Consider the following 13732-nt stretch of genomic DNA (forward strand, 5'->3'; position numbering starts at 1 on the left):
TCAGTCTCCCTGCTCTTTCGGTTCGGTGGTGCTCTGCTGCATGGGTGCCGGCTCGGCCAGCAGGTCGTCGAGCCGGGCGATGCGCGACCGCCACAGCTCTTCGTATCGGGCGAGGAGCGCCCTGGCGCGGGCGATCATCTCGGGGTTCGCGCGGACGAGCCGCTCGCGCCCCTCGGCGCGCTTGACGATGAGGTTCGCCGCTTCGAGCACGGACACGTGCTTCTGCACCGCGGCGAAGGACATCTCGTATTCGGAGGCGAGGGTCGAGACGGACTGCTCCCGCTCGATCGTCCGGCGCAGGATGTCGCGCCGGGTCGCCGTCGCCAGTGCGTGGAACACACGGTCGACCTCCGCTTCGCTGAGTTCTCTTTGTACAACCATTTGGTTGTACGTTATGCGACAGCGGATGCCGTGTCAAGAGGTTTCTGCGAATGCGCCGGCGAGCGCGGCAGCCATCCGGCGCGCAGCCCCACCGATTCTCGACGCAGGCCGGAACGCGCCGACTCGAACCGGACGGCTCACAGCCCTTCGGCGATCTCCTTGATCGCGGCGAGGCGGCGGTCCCAGTCCCGGCCGATGGCGTCGAGCTTCGCGGCGGTGACGGCGAGCTCGGCGCCGATCACCCGGAAGCGCACCTCGCGCCCGACCGGGATCGGCTCGACGAGCCCGACCTCCTGCAGGACCACCAGGTGCTTCGCGATGGCCTGACGGCTCACCGGCAGGCGCCCGGCGAGGGCGGATGCCGAGGCATCCCCCTCGCCGAGAGCCGTCAGGATGCTCCACCGCGTCTCGTCTGCGAGAGCGGCGAACATGGGGATCAGGGTGTCCGCGGTCACACTTCACCTTCGACCAGGGCGACGAGCTTGTCCAGCTCGGAGTCCCAGCCGGCGCGGTGGCTCTCGAGGTTCTCGAGCGGGGACGACGTGCGCTCGAAGCCGCTCTCGACGACGGTGAGCTGCGTGCCGCCGTCGATCGGCTCCAGCGTGAACGTGAAGACCGTCGAGGTCTCGGGGTCGAGCACCTCGGGTCGTGCATCCTGCGCGTCGTCGTTGCCCCAGCGGTAGGCGATGAGGTTCGGCTCCTCGCAGGCCTCGACGCGCAGCGGGATCGCCCCGTAGTCGGGGAACGTCATCGTGCCGGTCGCTCCGACGCCGGCGCCGTCGAGCAGCGTGCGGCCGAACCAGCGCGAGATGTGCTCCGGTTCGGTCACGGCGCGCCAGACCTTGTCGACGGATGCCGCGATGCGGATCGTGCGCCGCACCGAGAACGTCTCCTCGTCGACGACGGATGCGGGGTTCTCTGTCATGTTGACCATCATGGTTCCTTTCCCGGGGTGCGGCCGGATCGCCGTTCACCTGCAACTCAAGAGTTGCACACACCCTTCGATGCCGCAACCCTGGAGTTGCACTTGTTCGACGGCCTGTTTCACGTCCGGAGCGTTCGCGCAACCCGCTGTGACCTCGAGCACCACGCGCCTACGCTCGGAGCATGGCCGATCTCACCCAGCCCACCGGACACGAAGACGCACTGCGCGCCCTCCCGCGCGACGACGGCACCCCTCCGCGCGCGCTGGTGCTCGGCGCGACCGGCTACATCGGCGGACGCCTCACCCCGCGACTCCTGAACGCCGGATACCGCGTGCGCATCCTCGCGCGCGACGCAGCGCGGGCGGCATCCTTCCCCTGGGGAGCCGACTGCGAGATCGTCGAGGGCTCGGCCGACGACGCGGATGCCGTCGCCGACGCCGTGCGCGATGTCGACGTCGTCTACTACCTGATCCACTCGATGAGCGCGGGCAAGGGCTTCGAGGAGGCGGACGAGAGGGCGGCGGAGACCGTCGCCGGGGCCGCGGCGACCGCGGGCGTGCACCGCATCGTGTACCTGGGCGGGCTGCATCCCGCCGACGTCGCGCTCTCCCCCCACCTGCGCTCCCGCGTGCGCGTCGGAGAGATCCTCCTGGCGTCCGGCGTGCCGACGCTCGTGCTGCAGGCGGGGGTCGTGATCGGCTCCGGCTCTGCATCCTTCGAGATGATCCGGCACCTGACCGAGGTGCTGCCGTACATGCCGGCGCCGAAGTGGGTGCGCAACCGCATCCAGCCGATCGCGGTGCGCGACGTGCTGCACTACCTCCTCGGGGCGGCCCGCGTGGATGCCGGCGTCAATCGCGCCGTCGACATCGGCGGACCCGACGTGCTGCGGTACGGACAGATGATGAACGGCTACGCCGTGGAGGCCGGACTCCCGCAGCGGGCGATCGCCGCGCTGCCCGTGCTCACGCCGGGGCTCGCCTCGCACTGGGTGAACCTCGTCACCCCGGTGCCCCGCGCGATCGCGCGGCCGCTCGTCGCATCGCTGCAGAACGAGTGCGTCGTGAAGGACAGGGCGGTGGACGCGATCATCCCGCTCCCGTCGGGCGGGCTCACGCCCTACCGTCAGGCCGTGTCGCTCGCGCTGGGCCGGCTCGACGCCGACAGCGTGGAGACCAGCTGGCAGGATGCGGAGGTGTCCGGCGCCCCGAGCGACCCGCTGCCGAGCGACCCCGACTGGGCCGGCCGCACGGTGTTCACCGACGCGCGCACCGTCGAGACCGGCGCCTCCGCCGCCGACCTGTGGCGCGTCATCGTCGGCATCGGCGGGGAGAACGGGTGGTACTCGTCGCCGCTGCTCTGGGCGGTGCGCGGGTGGATGGACCGGCTCGTGGGCGGAGTCGGGCTTCAACGAGGACGCCGCAGCCGGAGCGCCGCGAGGGTCGGCGACGCGATCGACTTCTGGCGCGTCGAGGCCGTCGAGCATGCGGATGCCGGGAGCCTCCTGCGCCTGCGCGCCGAGATGAAGGTGCCCGGCGACGCCTGGCTGGAGCTGCGGGCGGTGCCGGAGGGGGATCGGGCGAGGTACGAGCAGCGGGCCGTGTTCTTCCCCCGCGGGCTGGGCGGGCGGCTGTACTGGTTGGCCGTGCTGCCGTTCCACGGCTTCATCTTCGCGGGCATGGCGGCGCGGATCACCGCGGCGGCCGAGATGCCCAGGGAGCCGATGACTCCGGTCGCGGACATCGCGGACGACGCCGCCCCCTCGCACACCTGACCGTCGCGCGACGACCAGGACGGACTAGCGCGGCCCGCGCCTGCCCACGCCCGCGAACAGCGAGTGCAGCAGCGGGAGCACCGACACGCAGACGAGCGTGATCCCCAGCGGCGGAGCGGACGGGACGAGCAGGGCGCCGCCGATGAGCAGCGCCGCGAACAGCACGCCCGAGGCGATGCGCCTCGCGATGCCCTCCAGACGATCGAGCCGTCGTTCGAGACGCGACGTGTCGAAGGTCACGCTGCCCTCGTCGACGCGCGTGATGATGTCGTCGATCCGCTTCGGCAGCCGCCAGGTCACGGCGGCGTTCTGCATGGCCTGCTTCGCGAGGTCCTGAATCAGGTTCCCGGACTCGTCGCGCAGCAGGCGCCCGGCGTAGGGCTCCGCGGCATCCCACACGTTGAACGACGGGTCGAGGCTGCTGCACATGCCCGACGTCAAGGAGACGGCACGGATCAGCAGCAGCATGTTCTCCGGCAACTGCAGGGGCAGCGAGCGCACCATGTCACCGAACTCGTCGGCGAAGTCGCGGAACTCCCGCGGGTCGACCGTGCTGAGCTCGGCGAAGCCCATGCCGCCGAAACGCGCGAACAGGGCGGTCAGCGCGCGTTCGAGCTCGGCCGTGTCGGCCGAGGGCAGCAGCACGCCGATCTCCTGCGCGGCCGTCACGAGGCCACGGCTGTCGCGCCCGGCGATCGCGATGAGGAGGGTGCGCAACCCGTCGCGGAGGCTGTCGGGCACCTCGGCCATCATCCCGAAGTCGATGAAGGTGAGCCGGAAGCCGCGTTCCCTGGCGGCGGATGCCGGCACCGGGGTCACGAAGATGTTGCCGGGGTGCGGGTCGGCGTGCACGAAGCTGTGGGTGAAGACCTGGTCGAACATGACTTCGGCGAACACGTCGGCGACCTCGGAGGGGTCGATGCCTGCGGCGCGCAGGGCGTCGGTGTCGTTGATCTTGATCGCGGTGACGTCCGACAGGGTGAGCACCCGACGCGTCGAGCGCTCCCAGACGATCTCGGGGGTGTCGACGCGGGGGTCGTCGGCGAAGTTCTCGCGGAACCTCTCGGCGCTCGCGGCCTCGTGCAGGTAGTCGATCTCCTCGAGGCTCGTCTGCGCGAACTCCTCGACGAGACCGCGGGCGTCGACGCGGTCGGCGACGATCCGCACGCGGGTGAGCCAGCGCGCGACCCGGCGGAGGGCGGCGAGGTCGGTCGCGACGATCGCGTCGATGCCCGGTCGCTGCACCTTGACGACGACGTTCTCGAGGCCGGTGTCGGCGGCGTCGAGGTCGGAGAGCCGGGCGCGGTGCGCCTGGCCGAGGGATGCCGCGGCCACGGGGTTCTCGTCGAACCACGCGTAGGCGCGCTCCAGCGGAACCCCCAGCTCGTCCTCGGCGACGACGCGGATGTCGGCGAACGGCACGGCGGGCACCTCGTCCTGCAGCCCCTCCAGCTCCTTCGTGATCTCCGGCGGGAGCACGTCGAGGCGGGACGACATGAACTGCCCGACCTTGATCATGAGCCCGCCCAGAGCGATCGCGAGGGCGTGGAAGCGCCGGGCGAAACGCTGCATCCGACCGGCGCGCGTGCGCTCGGACACCCGGCTCAGCCCGATGCGGGGCAGGACGAGCTCGAACCACCAGATGGCGAGGAACTCGCGCGCCGCGAACGACAGGATGCGACGGTAGCGGGCGCGGTGGGCGCCCTGCGCCGCAGCATCCGTCATCGCGCCGTCCTCTCGCTGCTCCTCAGCGGAGGCCGCACTGCCACGCGGTCAGTCCTGGGCGAGGATCGAGTACAGCCTACGACGGGCCTCGTCGAGCACCTCGATGGCCTGCTGGACCTGCTCGGGCGACCCCGTGCGCCCCACCTGGGCGGCAGCCGCGGCGAGGTCGACGCCGGCCTTGGGCAGCGCGCTGAAGCGGGTGTGGTCGCGGGGTCCTGAGGCCTCCCACGGCGCGGGGGTCTCGGTGGCCTCGGCGGCGACCTCTGCTCCGGCATCCGTGAGCGAGTAGGTCTTGCGGCCGTTCTGCTCCTCGGCGGTGATGAGACCCTCGTCGGCGAGCAGCTGCAGGGTCGGGTAGACCGAGCCGGCGCTGGGCTTCCAGCTGCCGCCGCTGCGCTCGGCGATCTCGTTGATGATCTGGTAGCCGTGCATGGGCTTCTCGGCGAGAAGCGAGAGCACGGCCGTGCGGACGTCGCCTCGCGCCATGCGCGAGCCGCCGCTGGGTCGGGGCGCGAACGAGGTGCGCAGCTGCTCCATGGCCTCGAAGAGGGCGGATGCCGGTCCGGCGCCCGCACCCGCGAACGGGTTCGAGGGGAATGAGTTGTTCATGGTGACCTCCCGATATCGGTAGCGATACTCAACGATATGTCGTTGGGGCTGGGAGTGGGGTGGGAATCTCAGACGTCGAGACGGCCGTGCACGACGCCCCACGACTTCGTGACCGGGTCGAGGATCGCGGGCACCTCGGAGTGCGGAGCCGCTCGGCCCGCCTCCACGCACTGCCCCTGGCTGCACTGATGCTGCACGACCACGAGCTCCTCCCTTGGCAGGCGGAGGAAGAGCCGGAAGACGATGCTCTCGTCGGCGATCTCCTCCGCTCGCAGCACGCGGAGGGCGGTCGGGGCGCCGACCCTGACCAGCTCGACCGTGGCGGCCGCGCTCATGCCCACGTGGAACCAGAGGCTCAGGCCGATGATCCCGAGGAACACGCTGACGAGGAACACCGCCACGACGACCCACCAGTCGGGCACGGCGAGGATGCTCAGAACCACGCCGACGAGACCGACCACGACGAGCATGGCCGCGATGATGCGCTGACCGACCGCGCCGCGGTGGCTGGTCAGCTCGACCTCGGTCCATTCCGGGGGTTCGACGGGCATGTGGTCACTCTAGGGCGCGCCGTCGCGGACACGGGCTTCCGGGGGTCCCGTCGGCTTTCGGAGTCCCCGTCGACTTCCGGCGGCCTCGGTCGGTTTCCGGGGGCCCAGTCGGCTCCCGGAGGGCTCAGCCGGATTCCGGGGCCTCAGTCAATTTTCGGAGGACTCAGTCGGTTTCCGGAGGTCTCAGTCGCGCAGCACGGAGTCGAGCAGGCCGGGGAACAGCTCGTCGAGGTCGTCGCGGCGCAGGGTGAGCGTGCGCCGGCGCCCGTTGGGCTCGTTGCGGATGACGCCCGCTTCACGGAGCACCTTCATGAAGTGCGACTTGGTCGACTTCGGCAGGTTCGGGTCGGTGGAGTGGCAGGCGGCCATGTCGAGAGGGCCGTCTGCGAGCTGTCGCGTGATCGCCAGGCGCTCGGGGTCGCTGAGCGCGAAGAGCACGTCGGTGAGCCGGATGTCGGATCGATCCGGGTGCGGGAGGTCGCCAGGCATGGTTCGAGAATAGTTGAACAATCGACGGATGGCGAGTACGCTCCGATAGTTCGATGATTCTCGAACCGACAGGAGAGGTCATGACCATCACCCAGCCGATCGTCACTCCGGGGGCGACGCGCTCGCCCGCCGGGCCGCGGCGCGCACGGTTCGGTTTCGCGCTCGCGATCGCGGCGCAGATCGCGATGATGATCGGCGCGAGCGCACCGTCGCCCTTCTACCCGGTGCTCGCGCAGGACATCGGGTTCGACGCGATCGTGATCAGCGCGGTGTTCGCCGTGTACGCGATCGCCCTGCTGCTCGCGCTGCTCACCGCGGGGTCCCTCTCCGATCATGTCGGGCGTCGGCCGGTCGCGATCGCCGGGTTCCTGCTGCTCGCCGCGAGCATGGCGCTGTTCTGGCATGCCGACTCCGTCACGGCGCTCGTCCTCGCCCGCGTGCTGCAGGGCGTCGCGAGCGGCATTCTGATCTCCGCACTGTCGGCCGCCGTGCTCGACCTCGCGCCGGGCGGACGGACGGCCACCGCCGCACTGTGGAACGCCCTCAGCCCCGGCATCGGCCTCGCGCTGGGGGCGCTCGTCTCTGGAGTCGCCCTGGACCTCACCGGTCAGCCGCTGCTCGACGTGTTCGCCCCGCTCACCGTCGTGTACGTCGTGCTGGCGGCGCTGTTCCTGCTCGCGCCGGAGACCGCTCCGCGGCGACCGGGGGCATGGGCGTCTCTGAGCTTCCGGCTCTCGATCCCCGCCGGCATCCGCGCAGACTTCTGGCGTGCGGCGCCCGCGGTGATCGCCGGCTGGGCGACCGGCGGGCTGTTCCTGTCGCTCGGCGCGACGATCGTGCGCACTGAGCTGGGCGGCGAGGCGCACACCTGGCAGGGGCTCTCGGTGGCGATGCTCGCCGGGGTCGGAGCGCTCACCGCGTTCGCGATGCGGCGGCGTCGCCCCCGCACGACGGTGATCTTCGGCACGGCCGCTCTCGCGTCCGGCACGGCGCTGTCTCTCCTGGCGCTCGGGGCGGGGTCGCTGCCCTTCTATCTCGTGGCCACGGCGATCACCGGCATGGGCTTCGGCACCGCGTTCTCGGGGGTCGTCGCTTCGCTGGCTCCGCGCATCCCGGCGACGGAGCGGGCGGACACGTTCGCCGTGATCTTCCTGCTCGCCTATCTCGCGTTCGGCGTGCCGGCGGTCGTCGCCGGCGCCCTGGTCGGCATGGTCGGGCTCGGTCCGGTGTGCGTCGGCTACGGGCTCGTCGTGATCGCCCTGGCGGTGGTGGCGCTCGTGCTGCGGGTGCGGCGCGGGGAGTAGTGGGATGCCGGCGCGGCCAGTGTGACGGATGCGCTGGGGAGCTCGGGCGTCGGTCGGGTGACGGTCATCCGTGCGAGCCCGCGGGCGGTTGTTCGCGTGAGTGCAGCTCACGGGCGGTTGTTCGCCTGAGTTCGCGCGACGGTCATCCGCGCGAGCTCACGTGAGTTCTTTCTCGCGTGACGGCAACCCCAGTGACGCTGACTCCAGTGACGCCGACTCCAGTGAAGGCAGCCCAACGACCTCTCGTGACACCTCACGCGAACGCACGCGAGGGGAGCCCTCGCCGCCTCACGCCGCTATGTCGAACCGCGCGCGCCCGCCCAGTCTCGGCGTGCGGGACGCGTCGACGTATGCGGGCGGGATGAACCACACCCGCGCCGAGACCCCCGCACCGTCGATGCGGATCTCCCACCCGTTGTCGTGGATGCGGTGATGACAGCTCTCGCAGAGCAGCACGCCGTTCGACAGGTCCGTCGGACCTCGGTCCCTCCGCCACCAGCGGATGTGATGAGCCTTCGTCATTCCCGGTGGGAGGCCGCACATCGCGCATCCGCCATCGCGTTCGACGAGGGCGAGGCGCTGCGCCCGCGTGAAGAGCCGCTTCTCCCGCCCCCAGTCGAGGATCTCGCTGTCGCCGCCGAGCACACAGGGGATGACTCCGCCACCAGCGGCCATCCTGCGGGCTGCTCCGACGCTGATCGGCTGATCGATGCCGTCTATCGTCGCCGATCCGGTGCCGGACTCGAGGTCATCGAGGGTCATCCGCACGATGACGGTCGCACCGGCGAGCGGGAGCCGTCGGTTCTCGCACCCGAGGATGTGCGCGCACACGGCCGACAGCGCGTCGGCCTGAAGCATAGGGATCGTCCGCCGGTCGACATCGGGCGCATCGACGTCGGGCGCATCCTTACGCGCGGCGAACGCCGCGGTGACGTACCCGCGGATGGAGGTGACGAGCGGCGCCGCGGTCTCGGCATCCAGTTGCGCGGAGAGATGCAGCATCCCGTCGCGCTCGAACATGGTGAGCGACCGGCGTGAGCGCTGCTCGTCCGACCGCGGCTCGACGCCGTCGGGGTCGAGCCACGCTTCGGCGCGCACGATGAGTGTGCGCACCTCGTCGAGCGCGAGCCCTGCGGCCGCCGCGGTCAGCACGCGCTCACCCTCCGCCACTCGCTCCGCGCCGGCCGCGACGCGGCAGCGTTCGAGCAGGCCGATGATCAGCGACGCCGCCTGCGCGCCGATCTCCCCCGCGGCGAGCGCGGCACGGACGAGCGGATAGCGCGCGGGGAGACGAGCCCCCAGCAGGTCAGTGCGGGGCGCCGTCGCCTCACCCACCGAGACCAGCCTTGACGCGTCGCCGGTCGAGACGCCGACCGTCGCGGCGATCAGCTTCGCCGGCGACCGGAAGCCCTGTTGCTTCGCCAGCCCCTCGGCCCCCAGTTCAGGGCGCGACTCCCGCGAGATGGAGGCCGCCACGTCGACGTGCACGGCATCCAGTCGCCTGCGCACCACGCCGAGGGCCTCGTTCACGGCGAGAAGCTGCTCTCGACTCAGGTCGGTCGAGTCGCCGGCATCCGCCCACGCCTCATCGAGGCGGGACATCGCCTCCTGCAGACCGACCAACTTCGACATGCCTCCATTTTAGGAGAGATGAGGGCGAGTTTCGTAGTTATGTTCGAATGGATTCCGGAACACCAGCATGCGTCGTGGCACTCTCTCGCCTCGTCATCCGCGGGGCAGCGTCAGCACCTCCGCGCCCGACTCGGTGATCGCGATCGTGTGCTCGGCGTGCGCCGTACGGCATCCCGTGGCGCTGCGGAGCGTCCAGCCGTCGTCGTCCGTCACGAGCCGGTCGGTGTCGGCCATGACCCACGGTTCGAGGGCGAGAAGCAGTCCGGGGCGCAGGATGTAGCCGCGCCCCGGGCGGCCGTCGTTGGCGACGTGCGGATCCTGATGCATCGTCGAGCCGATCCCGTGCCCGCCGAACTCGAGGTTGACCGAGTACCCCGCACCGCGCAGCACGGTGCCGATGGCGCGCGAGAGGTCGCCGATGCGCGCGCCAGGGCGTGCCGCGGCGATGCCTGCCGCCAGTGCGCGCTCGGTCGCCTCGATCATCGCGAGATCGTCGGGAGACGCCGCCCGCCCGACGACGAAGCTGATGGCGGCGTCGGCCGCGATCCCCCGCAGTGAGACGGCGAGGTCGAGCGTGAGCAGGTCGCCGTCTGCGAGCGCGTAGTCGTGCGGCATGCCGTGCAGCACGGCGTCATTGACCGCCGTGCAGATGTGGTGGCCGAAGGGTCCGCGCCCGAAGGACGGGGCGTAGTCGACGTAGCAGGACTCGGCGCCGGCATCCTCGATCATCTCCTTCGCCCAACGGTCGAGGTCGAGCAGATTCACCCCGACCACCGCGCGCTCCTTCAGGGAGTGCAGGATGCCGCCCACGAGCGCTCCCGTCTCCCGCGCCCGCCCCAGCTCGTCGGAGTTCAGTATCTCGATCATGATGCGCCTGCTTTCCAATAACTATCCCGGTAATACTATCCCGGTATTAGAATCGTCACCATGATGGTCCGCCTGCCGCTGACTCCCGCCGAGATCGAGCGAGGAGAGCGGCTCGGCGCGCTGCTGCGGCGGGCGCGAGGTGAACGCTCCATGCTGGGCGTGGCGCTCGACGCCGGCGTCTCGCCGGAGACGCTGCGCAAGATCGAGTCCGGACGCGTGGCGACGCCCGCGTTCGCGACGATCGGCGCGATCGCTCACGTGCTCGGCCTCTCGCTCGACGAGGTCTGGGCGGAGGTCGGCCCTCAGCCCGTCGACGCGACCCGCACCCGACTCGCGTCCTAGCGTCGTCCTACCGCCCGCGGCAGTTCCCCGAGGCGGTCTGCCTCTGGCTGGGTCACCGCCCCGCGAGCAGCTCCCCGAGCCGCCGGGCCTCGGCCTCCGGCATCCCGTATCCGTGCTCCGGCGCCGGGTACACGCCTTCACGCACCTCGTCGGCGTAGGCTTCGACGCCCGCGACGGCGGCGGCGCGGAGGTCCGCGTAGCGCTTGACGAACTTGGCGGCGCTGCCCGGATAGAGGCCGAGGAGGTCGTGGAAGACGAGGACCTGCCCGTCGGCATCCGCTCCGGCGCCGATGCCGATCACGGGGATGTCGAGCAGCGGCATGAGCACCGCGGTGACCTCCGACGGCACGGCTTCGACGACGAGCAGCGAGACGCCTGCCGCCTGCAGGGCGAGGGCGTCGTCGATCACAGCGAGGGCGGCCTCGGCGGTGCGTCCCTGGGCGCGGTAGCCGCCGAGCGCGGTCGCAGTCTGCGGGGTGAGTCCGACGTGGCCGACGACGGGGATGCCGGCGTTCACGAGCGCGCGGGCACGGTCGACGGTCGTGCCGCCGCGCTCGATCTTGACGAGGTCGACGCCCGCCTCCTTGACGAAGCGCCGGGCCGTCTCGATCGCCTCGGCGTCTGAGGCCTCGTACGAGCCGAACGGCAGGTCGCCGACGAGGAGCGGGCGGTCGAGTCCGCGGCGGACCGCCTTCGTGAGCATGAGCATCTCGTCGACCGTGACGGGCACCGTGCTGTCGTAGCCGAGCACGGTCATCGCGGCGGAGTCCCCGACGAGCACGAGGTCGACGCCGGCATCCTCGACGATCTGCGCGCTCGGGAAGTCGTAGGCCGTGACCATGACGAGGCGCTCGCCCGCGGCCTTCTTGGCGGCGAGGTCGCCGAGGGTGAGGCGCTTCGTGGGGGCGGCGTGGGCGCTCACGCTGTCACCAGCTCTCCGACGGCGTCGTCGACCCTGATGATCGTGTTGCTCCGGTCGACGTGCACGACGGTCGGCACATAGTCTTCGAGGTCTTCTCGGGAGTAGTCGGCGTAGGAGATGACGATGATCGTGTCGCCCGTGTGCACAAGGCGCGCGGCGGCGCCGTTGACCTGGACGACGCCGGTTCCGCGCTCTCCTTCGAGGGCGTAGGTCACGAAGCGCGAGCCGTTGTCGACGTCGACGACGTGCACCTGCTCGTGCGGGCGGATGTCGGAGGCCTCGAGCAGGATGGGGTCGATCGTGATGGAGCCCACGTAGTGGAGGTCGCTGCCGGTGACGGTGGCGCGGTGGATCTTCGACTTCAGCATGGTGCGGAGCATCAGCGAGTGCCGTTCTGTTCTGAGGTGCGGCGGGGTTCTGCGGGGTGGGCGGGTTCGGAGATGCGGCTGGGTTCGGAGATGCGGTCGTGTTCCGAAGGGTGACCGGTGAGGAGGTGGTTGTCGATCAGGCGAGCCGCGCCGACGTGCGCGGCGACGGCGAGGAGGGCGTCCCGTGACGTGTTGGCGACGGGTTCGAGCGTCTCGGCGTCACGGAGCTCGAGGTACTCGGTGCGGATGCCAGCGGCGTCGAGGACGTCGCGGGCAGCGGCGAGAATGAGGTCGGCATCCCGTTCGCCGCCGTTGTGCAGCGCCTGGGCGGCGTCGAGGGCGCGGTTGAGCGCGGTGGCCTGCTGCCGGGCGGCGGGGTCGAGGTAGACGTTGCGCGAGCTCATGGCGAGCCCATCGGCCTCGCGGACGATGGGGCACGCCTCGATGCGGACGTCGAGGTCGAGGTCGCGCACCACGCGCCGCACGACCAGGACCTGCTGAGCATCCTTCTGTCCGAAGTAGGCGACGTCGGGGCGGACGATGCCGAACAGCTTGGCGACGACGGTGGCGACGCCGTCGAAATGATGCGCGCCGCGGCTCGCGCCGTCGAGGACGTCGGTGATGCCTGTGACGTGGATGCTGGTGGCGAAGCCGTGCGGATAGACCTCGTCGGGCGCAGGGGCGAAGAGGATGTCGACGCCCTCCGCTTCAGCCTGCGCGGCATCGCGCGCTTCGTCGCGCGGGTAGGTGCTGAGGTCTTCGTTCGGGGCGAACTGCGTCGGGTTGACGAAGAGGGAGACGACGACGAGGCCGTTCTCTTCGCGTGCACGGCGCATGAGGGAGAGGTGGCCCTCGTGGAACGCGCCCATCGTGGGGACGAGGCCGACGGTCTGGTTGTTCGCCTTGGCCTCTCGGACGGCGGCGCGAACCTCGGGGATCGTGCGGAGGATCTTCATGCGCGGTCCTTCTCGGGGCTGTGCAGGTCCGCCTCTGGGTTGCGCGGGCCGGCGATGCGCCTCGTGGCGGTGGCGAGCGCGTCGAAGAGGTCCCGGTGCGCGCCCGTTGCCGCCCTCTGCGTCGCGACGGTGAGCTCATCGCCGCGGACGATGGGCCCGGTGAGGGCATCCGCCGCGCCCTCATGCTGCCAGTTGTCGACCGACTGCCGGACGAGCGGGGCGAGGACCTCACGCGGATTCTCGACGCCCGCGGCGGTGGCGAGCTGCTCCGCCGCATCGAGCACGGTGAGCACGAAGTTCGATGCGAAGGATGCTGCCGCGTGATACGCCGCCCGATCGGTCACAGTGAACGGGGTCATGCCGAGGGCGCGAGCGAGGTCTCTTGCGAGGCTCTTGTCGTCGTCGGTGCGTCCGTCGATCGCGGCGCCGATGCCGTGGAACACCTCGGGCGACTCTGTGCCAGTGAAGGTCTGGAGCGGGTGGATGCTGAAGTCGACCGCGTCGAGGCTAGTGGCGCCGGAGAGGTGGACGGTTCTCGTGCTTTTCGTGCTCTTCGCGGCATCGGCAATCGCCGCGTCGGGAACGGCGAGGATCGCGATGTCGGTCTCGGGGATCTCGTCGGCTCTCCGGGACGGGCCGCGCACGTCGAAACCGGAGGCGCGGAGCGCTCGGGCGAGAACACCGCCGAGACGTCCAGCGCCAACGATGGCGATGGACGTCTCAGGCGTGAGCGAGAAGGTGGGATTCATGTCGGATGCCGGGTCGCGATGTGGCGATCCGGATGGGACGAGTATCCGCCTATGACAGCATCCGCTCCAAATCTGCCAGCAGAGTGCTCTAACTATTCGTCATATTGATTGCAGTTCTGATTACTCTGATCGAGATT

General features: G+C 70.5%; 16 protein-coding genes. 3 read left to right on the forward strand and 13 right to left on the reverse strand.

Annotated features, from left to right (window positions below; all coding sequences use genetic code 11):
- From MRBLWH10_RS15600 to MRBLWH10_RS15610, 3 genes are all read right to left on the reverse strand, one after another.
- On the reverse strand, positions 1 to 381 hold the full coding sequence (locus MRBLWH10_RS15600) for a helix-turn-helix domain-containing protein (protein WP_223587315.1): 381 nt from the start codon (positions 379 to 381) through the stop codon (positions 1 to 3).
- 137 nt (positions 382 to 518) lie between these two features.
- Positions 519 to 836 carry a helix-turn-helix domain-containing protein gene (locus MRBLWH10_RS15605; RefSeq protein WP_258132480.1) on the reverse strand — a complete coding sequence of 106 codons (318 nt, stop codon included), beginning with the start codon at positions 834 to 836 and terminating at the stop codon, positions 519 to 521.
- Positions 833 to 1306: an SRPBCC family protein gene (locus MRBLWH10_RS15610; protein WP_341940620.1), complete on the reverse strand. Its 474-nt coding sequence runs from the start codon at positions 1304 to 1306 to the stop codon at positions 833 to 835. Before MRBLWH10_RS15610 ends, MRBLWH10_RS15605 begins: the two co-directional genes overlap by 4 nt.
- Before the next feature lie 182 nt (positions 1307 to 1488).
- On the opposite strand from MRBLWH10_RS15610, the gene MRBLWH10_RS15615 reads away from it, so the two are divergent.
- Entirely contained in the window at positions 1489 to 3081 is a 1593-nt protein-coding gene (locus MRBLWH10_RS15615) for an SDR family oxidoreductase (RefSeq protein ID WP_341940621.1), read from the forward strand.
- A gap of 24 nt (positions 3082 to 3105) precedes the next feature.
- Here the strand turns inward: MRBLWH10_RS15615 and MRBLWH10_RS15620 are convergent, their stop codons facing one another.
- From MRBLWH10_RS15620 to MRBLWH10_RS15635, 4 genes are all read right to left on the reverse strand, one after another.
- Positions 3106 to 4806, reverse strand: coding sequence for an AarF/UbiB family protein (locus MRBLWH10_RS15620; protein ID WP_341940622.1), 1701 nt, complete (start codon positions 4804 to 4806; stop codon positions 3106 to 3108).
- A 48-nt stretch (positions 4807 to 4854) separates the two neighbouring features.
- Positions 4855 to 5415 (reverse strand): PadR family transcriptional regulator, encoded by a 561-nt coding sequence (locus MRBLWH10_RS15625; RefSeq protein WP_223587331.1) that lies wholly within the window; start codon positions 5413 to 5415, stop codon positions 4855 to 4857.
- A 68-nt stretch (positions 5416 to 5483) separates the two neighbouring features.
- A complete protein-coding gene (locus MRBLWH10_RS15630; RefSeq protein ID WP_341940623.1) occupies positions 5484 to 5966 on the reverse strand; it encodes a hypothetical protein in 483 nt (160 codons plus the stop codon).
- Positions 5967 to 6149: 183 nt separating this feature from the next.
- Positions 6150 to 6455, reverse strand: coding sequence for a helix-turn-helix transcriptional regulator (locus MRBLWH10_RS15635; RefSeq protein ID WP_105673110.1), 306 nt, complete (start codon positions 6453 to 6455; stop codon positions 6150 to 6152).
- A gap of 80 nt (positions 6456 to 6535) precedes the next feature.
- Here MRBLWH10_RS15635 and MRBLWH10_RS15640 point away from each other — a divergent pair, with 80 nt between their 5' ends.
- Positions 6536 to 7759 (forward strand): MFS transporter, encoded by a 1224-nt coding sequence (locus tag MRBLWH10_RS15640; RefSeq protein WP_341940624.1) that lies wholly within the window; start codon positions 6536 to 6538, stop codon positions 7757 to 7759.
- 288 nt (positions 7760 to 8047) lie between these two features.
- On the opposite strand, the gene MRBLWH10_RS15645 is transcribed toward MRBLWH10_RS15640, so the two are convergent.
- Both MRBLWH10_RS15645 and map read right to left on the reverse strand, forming a co-directional pair.
- Complete coding sequence (locus tag MRBLWH10_RS15645; RefSeq protein ID WP_341940625.1) at positions 8048 to 9391, reverse strand: DUF222 domain-containing protein; 1344 nt, start codon at positions 9389 to 9391, stop codon at positions 8048 to 8050.
- Between the two features lie 93 nt (positions 9392 to 9484).
- The gene (gene map, locus MRBLWH10_RS15650) at positions 9485 to 10258 is read right to left on the reverse strand and encodes a type I methionyl aminopeptidase (protein ID WP_341940626.1); all 774 of its coding nucleotides are present in this window, start codon (positions 10256 to 10258) and stop codon (positions 9485 to 9487) included.
- A 63-nt stretch (positions 10259 to 10321) separates the two neighbouring features.
- Here map and MRBLWH10_RS15655 point away from each other — a divergent pair, with 63 nt between their 5' ends.
- Positions 10322 to 10600 carry a helix-turn-helix transcriptional regulator gene (locus MRBLWH10_RS15655; RefSeq protein ID WP_223587489.1) on the forward strand — a complete coding sequence of 93 codons (279 nt, stop codon included), beginning with the start codon at positions 10322 to 10324 and terminating at the stop codon, positions 10598 to 10600.
- A gap of 52 nt (positions 10601 to 10652) precedes the next feature.
- Here MRBLWH10_RS15655 and panB read toward each other — a convergent pair whose 3' ends face one another.
- The 4 genes from panB to MRBLWH10_RS15675 are packed head-to-tail and all read right to left on the reverse strand — an operon-like array spanning position 10653 to position 13595.
- Positions 10653 to 11522 (reverse strand): 3-methyl-2-oxobutanoate hydroxymethyltransferase, encoded by an 870-nt coding sequence (panB, locus tag MRBLWH10_RS15660; protein ID WP_341940627.1) that lies wholly within the window; start codon positions 11520 to 11522, stop codon positions 10653 to 10655.
- Positions 11519 to 11890: an aspartate 1-decarboxylase gene (gene panD, locus MRBLWH10_RS15665; RefSeq protein WP_341940628.1), complete on the reverse strand. Its 372-nt coding sequence runs from the start codon at positions 11888 to 11890 to the stop codon at positions 11519 to 11521. Before panD ends, panB begins: the two co-directional genes overlap by 4 nt.
- Before the next feature lie 11 nt (positions 11891 to 11901).
- Positions 11902 to 12846 (reverse strand): pantoate--beta-alanine ligase, encoded by a 945-nt coding sequence (gene panC, locus MRBLWH10_RS15670; RefSeq protein WP_341940629.1) that lies wholly within the window; start codon positions 12844 to 12846, stop codon positions 11902 to 11904.
- Positions 12843 to 13595 carry a Rossmann-like and DUF2520 domain-containing protein gene (locus MRBLWH10_RS15675; protein WP_341940630.1) on the reverse strand — a complete coding sequence of 251 codons (753 nt, stop codon included), beginning with the start codon at positions 13593 to 13595 and terminating at the stop codon, positions 12843 to 12845. The genes panC and MRBLWH10_RS15675 overlap by 4 nt, the downstream gene beginning before the upstream one ends.
- Positions 13596 to 13732: the final 137 nt, after the last annotated feature.

Origin of the sequence: Microbacterium sp. LWH10-1.2 (genome assembly GCF_038397765.1) — a bacterium.
GTDB lineage: Bacteria > Actinomycetota > Actinomycetes > Actinomycetales > Microbacteriaceae > Microbacterium > Microbacterium natoriense.